This is a genomic window from Streptomyces sp. NPDC048481, from assembly GCF_043200075.1.
GTDB lineage: Bacteria > Actinomycetota > Actinomycetes > Streptomycetales > Streptomycetaceae > Streptomyces.
In genome coordinates, this window is record NZ_JBICXC010000001.1 from 1,437,148 (window position 1) to 1,447,120 (window position 9,973).

A 9,973-nucleotide genomic window follows, 5' to 3' on the forward strand; every position below is an offset into this window, starting at 1 on the left:
CCCGCCTCGGACGCGGGACGCAGCCGGACGGGGCCCTTCGCCGTAGGCCCGCCGCCTCCGCCGCCCGGCGTAGGCCCACCGGCCCGGGACCTCCGCCCTAGGTCTTCCGTCCCGTTCGCGGCGGTCACAGGACCGATCCGGCTGTCGGACCCCGCCGGTACCGTGAGGGCATGAGTCAAGGCCCCCGGTCCGGCCTCGCCGCGGTCAGCTCCGCGCTGCTGGCCATGAGCAGGCACCTGGAGGTGCGCGACGTCCTCAAGACGATCGTCGCCTCCGCCCGTGACCTGCTGAACGCGCAGTACGCCGCCCTGGGCGTCCCCGACGATCACGGGGGCTTCGCCCAGTTCGTGGTGGACGGCGTCAGCGACGAGCAGTGGAAGGCCATCGGCCCCCTGCCCCGCCAGCACGGCATCCTGGCGGCGATGCTGCACGAGGCCCGGCCCGAGCGCCTCGCCGACGTCCGCAAGGACCCCCGCTTCGAGGGCTGGCCCTCCGCCCACCCCGACATGTCCGACTTCCTGGGCCTGCCCGTCCGCGACGGCGACGAGGTCATCGGCGCCCTGTTCCTCGCCAACAAGAACTGCGCCAAGCCCGAGGGCGGCTGCGGCTTCACCGAGGAGGACGAGGAACTGCTGTCGATCCTCGCCCAGCACGCCGCGATCGCGCTCACCAACGCCCGCCTGTACGAGCGCAGCCGGGAGCTGACCATCGCCGAGGAACGCTCCCGGCTGGCCCACGAGCTGCACGACGCCGTCAGCCAGAAGCTGTTCTCCCTGCGCCTGACGGCCCAGGCCGCCGCCGCCCTCGTCGACCGCGACCCCGCGCGCGCGAAGGACGAACTGCACCAGGTCGCCGCCCTGGCCGCCGAAGCCGCCGACGAGCTGCGCGACGCCGTGGTGGAGCTGCGGCCGGCCGCGCTCGACGAGGACGGCCTGGTCGCCACCCTGCGCACCCACGTCCAGGTCCTCGACCGCGCCCACACCGCCCGCGTGACGTTCACCGGCAACGGCGTGCGGGCCCTTCCCGCCGCCCAGGAGGAGGCCTTCCTGCGGGTCGCCCAGGAGGCCCTGCACAACGCCCTGCGCCACTCCGGCGCGGACCACGTCGACGTCACCCTGCACAAGCGCGGCCCGGACACGGTCCTGCGCGTCACGGACGACGGCAGCGGCTTCGACCCGTCGACGGTCCGCCGGGCAGGCCGCCACCTCGGACTGGTGTCGATGCGGGACCGCGCCAACGGCGTCGGCGGCACGCTCACGGTGGAGTCGGCGCCCGGGAAGGGCACCGCGATCGAGATGGAGGCCCCCGGTGGCTGACGCAATCAAGGTGCTGCTCGTCGACGACCACCAGGTCGTCCGCCGGGGTCTGCGCACCTTCCTGGAGGTGCAGGACGACATCGAGGTCGTGGGCGAGGCCGCCGACGGGGCCGAAGGGGTCGCCCTGTGCGAGGAGTCGCGTCCCGACGTCGTCCTGATGGACGTCAAGATGCCCGGCATGGACGGCGTCGAGGCCCTGCGCAGACTCCGCGAACTCGACAACCCCGCGCGCGTGCTGATCGTCACCAGCTTCACCGAGCAGCGCACGGTCGTCCCCGCCCTGCGCGCGGGCGCCGCCGGTTACGTCTACAAGGACGTGGACCCCGACGCCCTGGCCGGCGCCATCCGCTCCGTCCACGCCGGCCACATCCTGCTCCAGCCGGAGGTCGCCGGCGCGCTGCTCTCCCAGGACGAGGCCAACTCCGGCCAGGGGCGTGGCGGTTCGCTCACCGAACGGGAGCGCGAGGTGCTCGGCCTGATAGCGGACGGCCGTTCCAACCGCGAGATCGCCCGCGCCCTGGTCCTCTCCGAGAAGACCGTCAAGACGCACGTCTCGAACATCCTCATGAAACTCGACCTCGCGGACCGCACCCAGGCCGCCCTGTGGGCCGTGCGCCACGGCGCGGCCGGCTGAGCCGAGCCGGCAGGCTGACGAGCCGAGGCGCCGAGTGGCCGATGAACCGCGGGGGAGGGGCCGCAGGGCCGGCCGTGCGACCCGTGCGAGTGACGATCCGGAGGGTTAACCTCCGATCCGAGATTCATACCGTCGTGGGAATGTCCCCCGGATGGCGCATCCTGTGACGATCTCCGCCGTTCTCCCTGCGTGCCGCGGCGACTGCCGCGGGGATCGCGAGAAGGGCTCAGAAGTGAAGAACCTGAAGAAGGCAGCGGCTGTGACGATGGTGGCCGGCGGTCTGGTGGCCGCGGGCGCCGGACTGGCCTCCGCCGCCGACGGCGCCACCGCCCTCGGCGCGGCCAAGAGCTCGCCGGGCGTCGTCTCGGGCAACCTCGTCCAGGCCCCGGTCGCCGTTCCGGTCAACGTGGTCGGCAACAGCGTCAACGTGATCGGCGTGCTCAACCCGGCCTTCGGCAACCTGGGCCTCAACCGCTGAACCACCGACGTCCCGAACCCGACGTCCCGAACCCGACGCGTCCCGAACCCGACGTCCGGAATGTGACGTCCCGAATGTGACGTCCGGTCCCGCCGAGGTTCCCACGGATCCGCGGTGACCGGCTGCCTCTCCCGGCCGCCTCCGGGAGCGGCGGTCTGTTTGTCGTCCCTTAGCTCTGTCGTTCCAATGGCCCGAACGGGGCCTTCCGGCCCGGACGACCGCACCGTTCGCGATCACCCCACGTTGGACAGCGCACGGCCCCCGGCCGGACCGGACACGCAACCGCAGGAGGAACCCTTTCCATGAACATCGCCAAGAAGACCGCCGTGGCCCTCACCGTGGCCGGCATCGCCGCCGGCGCCTCGGCCGGAGCGGCCGTCGCCGACGCGGGCGCCGAGGGCGCGGCTGTGAAGTCGCCGGGCGTCGTCTCGGGCAACCTCGTCCAGGTTCCGGTCAACGTTCCGGTCAACGTGGTCGGCAACAGCGTCAACGTGATCGGCCTGCTCAACCCGGCCTTCGGCAACACCGGCGTCAACCGCTGACCCTCACGGCCGAGCCCGCGCGGGGCCCGCGCGTCGTCGTCGACGCGCGGGCCCCGCGCGCGTTCCGCACCCGGCGCACCCTGAGCCTCGGCTCACACCCCCGCCCAGCGCATCCTCCGCCCAGCGCGCCCGGCGCGCTCAGCGCATCCCGCGCTCCCGCTCCTCCACGACGGCGTTGTACGCGGCGACCGTCGCCCGCCGGGCCGTCCGCTCGACCGGCCGCAAGGCCTCGGCGCGAGCCGCCATCTCCCCGGAGCTGACCGCACCCCCGTGCCCGTTCTCCTGGGCGAGGGAAACCAGCAGACCCACCCGCTGCGCCAGCTCCAGCACCCGCACCGCCCGCGGCGGATACCCCGGCGCCAGCACGTCCCGCCCGCGCTCGGCCCGCGCCCGGTACGCGTCGATCGCCGCCTCCGCCACCGGCCCCGACCCGGCGACGTCCAGCCGCGACAGCACCGCCGTGGCGTCCCGCAGCGCCTCCGCCAGCTCCCGCTCCGCCTCGCCCAGCGACGGCACGTCGGCCGGCGGAGCCTCCCGCACCGGCAGGCAGTGCCACACCACCTCGACGTGGACGTCCCCCGCGGGGCCGGCCTCCGAGACCTCGGGCACCAGCCCGTGACCGGCGCCGTGACAGACCACCGCCTCCTGCGCGTCCAGCGCCCGCGCGTTGAACTCCGGCGGCCCGCTCAGCCCCAGCGGATGGCCCGGCACGGGCAGCGCAAGCCGCAGCCCGGTCACCCCCAGCCCTCGGAGCCGCCCGAGCGCGAGCGTGAGTCCGACGGGCCCGGACTCGCCCGGCAGCCCTTCCAGCCGGTGGACGGCGTCCTCCCCGACGACGGCGAGCACGGCGTCGTCCGGCGAGACGAATCCGGCCAACAGGGCATTTCCCCAAGCGGCGAGGCGACCAGAGCGCGGTTCCGAAAGCATGCCCCCAGCCTAAGGACCGGACCGATGGAACGGGCCGCCCGGCCGGTGGCGTAGATTTTCCCGGAGGGGCCGCGCCCACCCACGCGCGGCGGTCCGAGCCACAGGCGCCCGCGACAACCGACCGGCCACACTGCAAGGGGAGACAACCCGCTCATGAGCGATGTTCTGGAGCTTCAGGACGTGACCGTGGTCCGTGAGGGCCGGGCTCTCGTGGACCAGGTCTCCTGGTCGGTCAAGGAGGGCGAGCGCTGGGTCATCCTCGGTCCGAACGGGGCCGGCAAGACGACCCTCCTGAACATCGCCTCCACCTACCTCTTCCCGAGCTCCGGCGAGGTGTCGGTCCTCGGCGAACCCCTCGGCAAGCCCGGCACCGACGTCTTCGAGCTGCGCCCGCGCGTGGGCATGGCCGGCATCGCCCTCGCCGACAAGCTCCCCAAGCGCCAGACCGTCCTGCAGACGGTGCTGACCGCCGCCTACGGCATGACGGCCGGCTGGCAGGAGGAGTACGAGGACGTCGACGAGCAGCGCGCCCGCGCCTTCCTCGACCGCCTCGGCATGAGCGACTACCTCGACCGGAAGTTCGGCACCCTCTCCGAGGGCGAGCGCAAGCGGACCCTCATCGCCCGCGCCCTGATGACCGACCCCGAACTGCTGCTGCTCGACGAGCCCGCCGCCGGCCTCGACCTCGGCGGCCGCGAGGACCTCGTACGCCGCCTCGGCCGCCTCGCCCGCGACCCCATCGCCCCCTCGATGATCATGGTCACGCACCATGTCGAGGAGATCGCCCCGGGCTTCACCCACGTGCTCATGATCCGCCAGGGCAAGGTCCTCGCCGCGGGCCCCGTCGAACTCGAACTCACCTCGCGCAACCTCTCCCTCTGCTTCGGCCTCCCGCTCGTCGTGGAACAGATCGGCGACCGCTGGACCGCGCAGGGCCTGCCCATGTCCTGACCCGTGCCGCCCCCTTCGCGCCCTGTCCGCGACGGGACCCCCGGCCCTACCATGACCCTGTGAACGACATCGACGCGTGGGTGTGGTGGCTGGTCGGCGCGGCGGCGCTCGGTATCCCGCTCGTGGTGACCGCGATGCCGGAGTTCGGCATGCTCGCGGTCGGCGCCGTGGCCGCCGCCGTCGCCGCGGCTCTCGGCCTGGGCGTCGTGGCCCAGGTGCTCGTCTTCATCGTCGTCTCGGTGGCGCTGATCGCCGTCGTGCGCCCCATCGCGGCCCGGCACAGCAGACAACGCCCCCAATTCGCGAGCGGAGTCGACGCGTTGAAGGGCAAGCAGGCCGTCGTACTGGAGCGCGTCGACGGCGCCGGCGGACGCATCAAGCTCGCCGGAGAGATCTGGTCGGCGCGCTCGCTCGACGGCGACCGCGCCTACGACGTGGGGCAGCAGGTCGACGTCGTGGACATCGAGGGAGCCACCGCCATCGTCATCTGACCTTGCACGACTTCCGCCCGACGCCGGCCAACTCCCGCACGACGTAAGTCGACCGAACACCTCGCGAGCCGCACGACGGTCTGTCAGACTCGACCAGCAAGATCTTCAACAGACATAAGATCTTCCGAAACGCCGAGGCGGAGAAGGGTACGGGGATCCGACGATGGAACCGGTCATCATCGTCCTGATCATTCTGGTGGTGTTGGTCTTCATCGCCCTGATCAAGACGATCCAAGTCATCCCGCAGGCCAGCGCCGCCATCGTGGAGCGCTTCGGCCGCTACACGCGCACGCTGAACGCCGGCCTCAACATCGTCGTCCCGTTCATCGACACCATCCGCAACCGCATCGACCTGCGCGAACAGGTCGTGCCGTTCCCGCCCCAGCCGGTGATCACCCAGGACAACCTGGTCGTCAACATCGACACGGTCATCTACTACCAGGTGACCGACGCCCGGGCCGCCACCTACGAAGTCGCCAGCTACATCCAGGCGATCGAGCAGCTCACCGTCACCACGCTGCGCAACATCATCGGCGGCATGGACCTGGAGCGCACCCTCACCTCCCGCGAGGAGATCAACGCGGCCCTGCGCGGCGTCCTCGACGAGGCCACCGGCAAGTGGGGCATCCGCGTCAACCGCGTCGAGCTCAAGGCGATCGAACCGCCCACCTCCATCCAGGACTCGATGGAGAAGCAGATGCGCGCCGACCGGGACAAGCGCGCGGCGATCCTCACCGCCGAGGGCACCCGCCAGGCCGCCATCCTCACCGCGGAGGGCGAGAAGCAGTCCCAGATCCTGCGCGCCGAGGGCGAGGCCAAGGCGGCCGCCCTGCGCGCCGAGGGCGAGGCGCAGGCCGTGCGCACGGTCTTCGAAGCCATCCACGCCGGCGACCCCGACCAGAAACTCCTGTCCTACCAGTACCTCCAGATGCTCCCGAAGATCGCCGAGGGCGACGCCAACAAGCTCTGGATCGTCCCCAGCGAGATCGGCGACGCCCTCAAGGGACTGTCCGGCGCCATGGGCAACTTCGGCCCCTTCGGCGGCAATTCGGGCGGCAACAACGCCGGCAACGGCGGCGGCAACGAGCGCCGCGAGAAGCCGACCCTCGACTGACCGCCGACCCGCGCACCGACCGGGGCCCGCCTTCACGAAGAAGGCGGGCCCCGGTCGCGTACGAGAGGAGGAACTACGCGGCGTCCAGCGTCAGCCACTCCGGCAGCGCCGCCAGGTCCTCCTGCCCCAGGGCCAGCAGCATCGCGTCCGCGGGAGTCGGCTCGAACGGCCGCCGCAGCAACGGCATGTCCGCCTGCTCCGGAGTCCGGTCCGCCTTGCGGTGGTTGTCCTCTGCGCACGAGGCGACGGTGTTCAGCCACGAGTCCTGACCGCCCTGCGCCCGCGGCACCACGTGGTCCACGGTCGTCGCCCGGCGCCCGCAATAGGCGCACCGGTGCCGGTCCCTGATCAGCACACCCCGCCTCGACCACGGCGCTTGTCTTCGGAAGGGCACCCGCACGTACCTGCACAGCCTGATCACCCGTGGCGCGGGAATGTCCACCTCCGCCCCACGCATGCGCAGTTCGGGGTGGGCCTGCTCGACGACGGCCTTGTCCTGAAGCACCAGAACGACGGCTCGGTTCAACGTCACCGTCGACAGCGGCTCGAAGCTCGCGTTCAGCACCAGCGTGTCCCGCATACCAGCCCACCTCCTGTGTGCACCGGCCCACCCCCTGGCGGGCTGGGATCAACTCTGGCCGGGCACGCCGAGATGGACAACGCAATATCTGCTGCTCCACGGGAGGTGACCCCCGCGACCCCCGGCAACAAAAAATGCCCGCCTCTGATCACTTCCAAGACCAGAGGCGGGCAAACACTCCATGAAGGATGAGCTGACTCATCCTTCCTTGGGAAGTTCGTACTCACCGATCAACTGCGCGCGACCGATCGTGTGGAAGCGCAGGTTGAACCCGACCGCGGCCGGCGAGGCGTCGGAGTCCGGACCGAGCTTCTCCTGATCCACCGCGTACACCGTGAACACGTACCGGTGCGGCCCGTCCCCCGGCGGCGGCGCGGCCCCGCCGAAGTCCTTGCTGCCGTAGTCGTTGCGCGCGTGCACGGCGCCCGCCGGCAGACCTTCGAACCCCTCGCTGCCCGCACCGGCGGGCAGCTCGGTCACCGAGGCCGGGATGTCGAACAGGACCCAGTGCCAGAACCCGCTGCCCGTGGGCGCGTCGGGGTCGTAGCAGGTCACCGCGAAGCTCTTGGTGCCGTCAGGGAAACCCGCCCACCGCAGCTGCGGCGAGGTGTTCCCCGCGGACTGCACCTGGGCGTCCTTGAGCACCGCCCCCTCCTCGACGTCCTCGCTCGTGACCGTGAACGACGGAACCGGCGGATGGAAATCGTGGGGCAGCGGCCGCCTCTTCAGCTCGGTCACCTCGACACCTCCTGGTAGATCGGAAACGCACTCCTCTCGGAGCCTACGACCTGCGTACCCCGCACGAGGCCGGCCACTGCCGGGCGTCGGCGAGCACAACACGGAGGGCCCGGAACGCCGTACGGCGTTCCGGGCCCTCCGTGTTGTCCCGCTGAGGGACCGCGGGGAAGCGTCCGACAACGTTCGGGAACGTCCGGCGAGCGACCCCTAGAACCAGTTGCGCTTGCTGCCGACCTCGGACAGCCACGTGTTGAGGTACGCGGGCCAGTCGGTGCCCTGGTAGTCGTGCAGGCCCACCTGGAACGAGCGGAAGGTGTCACTGCCCTCGCTGAACAGGCCCGGCTTCTTGTCCATCTCCAGCACGACGTCCATCGCGTGCTCGTCGGCCACGAAGCTCAGCTCGACCTGGTTGAGCCCTCGGTACTGCGACGGCGGGAAGAACTCGATCTCCTGGTAGAACGGCAGCTTCTGCCGCGTGCCCCGGATGTGCCCGCGCTCCAGGTCCGCGCTCTTGAAGCGGAAACCGAGCTGGATGAAAGCGTCCAGGATGGCCGCCTGCGCCGGCAGGGGGTGGACGTTCACCGCGTCCAGGTCGCCGGAGTCCACGGCGCGCGCGATCTCCAGCTCGGTCGACACCCCGACGTTCATCCCGCGCAGCGCCTGCCCGTCGATCATCGTGACCGGCGTCTCCCAGGGGATCTCCAGCCCGAACGGCACCGCGTGCACGGCGCCGGCCTGCAGCTCGAACGCGCCCCCGAGCCGCTGCTTGGTGAACACGATGTCCTGCTTGTACTCCTGGTCGCCGCTCTCGACCTCGACCTTGGCCTGAAGACCGACCGACAGCCCTTCGATCTGCTGGTTGACGGACCCGCCCTGGATCCGCACCTCGCCCTGGACGACACCGCCCGGAACGACGTTGACCTCGGTCAGCACCGTCTCGACCGAAGCACCGCCGGCCCCCAGACTCGCGAGCAGCTTCTTGAACGCCATGACTCTCCCTCTACGACCTTCTTCGGACGGGATCCCTCGATCCCTACAAACGCGATCCCGACCTGACCGGTTCCGCCGCCCCACACCCTGACAAAACCGAGCGCCCGCTGACCACCCCGTCGCACCCGCACGTCTGCACTACGCTCGGAGCGCATGATCGCGACCACCGACCGTACGCCCCTGCCCAGGACCTTCTTCGACCGCCCTGTCCTGGAGGTGGCCCCGGATCTCCTCGGCCGGCTGCTCGTCCGCACGACCCCCGACGGACCGATCACCCTGCGCCTCACCGAGGTGGAGGCCTACGACGGCGGGAACGACCCGGGCTCCCACGCCTTTCGCGGTCCCACGGCCCGCAACGGCGTGATGTTCGGTCCGCCCGGTCATGTGTACGTCTACTTCACCTACGGCATGTGGCACTGCATGAACCTCGTCTGCGGTCCGGCGGGCGTCGCGAGCGGTGTCCTGCTGCGCGCCGGCGAGATCGTCGAGGGGGCCGAGCACGCCCGCAAACGTCGACTCTCGGCCCGGAGCGACAAAGAACTGGCCAAAGGCCCCGCCCGTCTGGCCACGGCCCTGGACGTGGACCGCGCCCTCGACGGCACGGACGCCTGCGCCTCCGGGGACACCCCGCTACGGATCCTCACGGGCACCCCGGTCCCCTCCGACCAGGTACGCAGCGGACCGCGCACCGGGGTGTCGGGCGACGGCGCCGTCCACCCCTGGCGTTACTGGGTCGCCGACGACCCGACGGTGAGCCCCTACCGGGCCCACGTCCCCAAGCGCCGCCGAAGTTGACTCGGCCCTGGACGGCGCGTAACGTGGCCCGAGCCGCTTGAACCGGGTACGGCATTCGCCTGCAGCCGGAAGCGGCCAACCCACTACCTACGACATCCCTCAGCGGGAGCGATTTCGGCGTGCCCGCATGCCCGAATTCAAAGCCCGCGGAACTCGATTATGAGTTGCGGAGGGAATCGGCTAACGTAGTGAATGTCGAAAGGCCGGGGGCGAAAGCCCAAAGGCCCAAGGCAATCCCGCTGACAGGGAATCGGATCGAGAAAACGATCTGATAGAGTCGGAAACGCAAGACCGAAGGGAAGCGCCCGGAGGAAAGCCCGAGAAGTTCGGGTGAGTACAAAGGAAGCGTCCGTTCCTTGAGAACTCAACAGCGTGCCAAAAATCAACGCCAGATATGTTGATACCCCGTCCCCGGCC

12 protein-coding genes are annotated in these 9,973 nt (G+C 70.8%); 8 read left to right on the forward strand and 4 right to left on the reverse strand.

The genetic code is table 11. The features are described from left to right. Positions 1-170 precede the first annotated feature (170 nt). From ACGFSH_RS06180 to ACGFSH_RS06195, 4 genes are all read left to right on the forward strand, one after another. Positions 171-1,316, forward strand: coding sequence for a GAF domain-containing sensor histidine kinase (locus tag ACGFSH_RS06180; RefSeq protein WP_329408469.1), 1,146 nt, complete (start codon positions 171-173; stop codon positions 1,314-1,316). After that, complete coding sequence (locus ACGFSH_RS06185) at positions 1,309-1,950, forward strand: response regulator transcription factor (protein WP_329408468.1); 642 nt, start codon at positions 1,309-1,311, stop codon at positions 1,948-1,950. Before ACGFSH_RS06180 ends, ACGFSH_RS06185 begins: the two co-directional genes overlap by 8 nt. A gap of 232 nt (positions 1,951-2,182) precedes the next feature. Continuing rightward, positions 2,183-2,428 (forward strand): chaplin family protein, encoded by a 246-nt coding sequence (locus tag ACGFSH_RS06190; RefSeq protein WP_393345413.1) that lies wholly within the window; start codon positions 2,183-2,185, stop codon positions 2,426-2,428. 302 nt (positions 2,429-2,730) lie between these two features. Further along, entirely contained in the window at positions 2,731-2,970 is a 240-nt protein-coding gene (locus ACGFSH_RS06195) for a chaplin family protein (protein ID WP_109000178.1), read from the forward strand. 138 nt (positions 2,971-3,108) lie between these two features. Here the strand turns inward: ACGFSH_RS06195 and ACGFSH_RS06200 are convergent, their stop codons facing one another. Continuing rightward, positions 3,109-3,897: a hypothetical protein gene (locus ACGFSH_RS06200; protein ID WP_393345415.1), complete on the reverse strand. Its 789-nt coding sequence runs from the start codon at positions 3,895-3,897 to the stop codon at positions 3,109-3,111. A 153-nt stretch (positions 3,898-4,050) separates the two neighbouring features. Here ACGFSH_RS06200 and ACGFSH_RS06205 point away from each other — a divergent pair, with 153 nt between their 5' ends. The 3 genes from ACGFSH_RS06205 to ACGFSH_RS06215 all read left to right on the forward strand — a co-directional run bounded on the left by ACGFSH_RS06205 (position 4,051) and on the right by ACGFSH_RS06215 (position 6,453). Further along, the gene (locus tag ACGFSH_RS06205) at positions 4,051-4,848 is read left to right on the forward strand and encodes an ABC transporter ATP-binding protein (RefSeq protein ID WP_329408464.1); all 798 of its coding nucleotides are present in this window, start codon (positions 4,051-4,053) and stop codon (positions 4,846-4,848) included. A gap of 59 nt (positions 4,849-4,907) precedes the next feature. Next, positions 4,908-5,339 (forward strand): NfeD family protein, encoded by a 432-nt coding sequence (locus ACGFSH_RS06210; protein WP_329408462.1) that lies wholly within the window; start codon positions 4,908-4,910, stop codon positions 5,337-5,339. A 163-nt stretch (positions 5,340-5,502) separates the two neighbouring features. After that, positions 5,503-6,453, forward strand: a complete 951-nt coding sequence (locus tag ACGFSH_RS06215) for an SPFH domain-containing protein (protein WP_393345418.1) — start codon at positions 5,503-5,505, stop codon at positions 6,451-6,453. A gap of 73 nt (positions 6,454-6,526) precedes the next feature. On the opposite strand, the gene ACGFSH_RS06220 is transcribed toward ACGFSH_RS06215, so the two are convergent. The 3 genes from ACGFSH_RS06220 to ACGFSH_RS06230 all read right to left on the reverse strand — a co-directional run bounded on the left by ACGFSH_RS06220 (position 6,527) and on the right by ACGFSH_RS06230 (position 8,761). Continuing rightward, complete coding sequence (locus ACGFSH_RS06220; RefSeq protein ID WP_329408460.1) at positions 6,527-7,033, reverse strand: HNH endonuclease; 507 nt, start codon at positions 7,031-7,033, stop codon at positions 6,527-6,529. 198 nt (positions 7,034-7,231) lie between these two features. Further along, the gene (locus ACGFSH_RS06225) at positions 7,232-7,771 is read right to left on the reverse strand and encodes a YbhB/YbcL family Raf kinase inhibitor-like protein (RefSeq protein ID WP_393345420.1); all 540 of its coding nucleotides are present in this window, start codon (positions 7,769-7,771) and stop codon (positions 7,232-7,234) included. 207 nt (positions 7,772-7,978) lie between these two features. Then, entirely contained in the window at positions 7,979-8,761 is a 783-nt protein-coding gene (locus ACGFSH_RS06230; protein ID WP_393345422.1) for a sporulation protein, read from the reverse strand. Positions 8,762-8,914: 153 nt separating this feature from the next. Between ACGFSH_RS06230 and ACGFSH_RS06235 the strand changes: the two genes are divergently transcribed. Beyond that, positions 8,915-9,556, forward strand: a complete 642-nt coding sequence (locus tag ACGFSH_RS06235; RefSeq protein ID WP_393345424.1) for a DNA-3-methyladenine glycosylase — start codon at positions 8,915-8,917, stop codon at positions 9,554-9,556. Positions 9,557-9,973 lie beyond the last annotated feature (417 nt).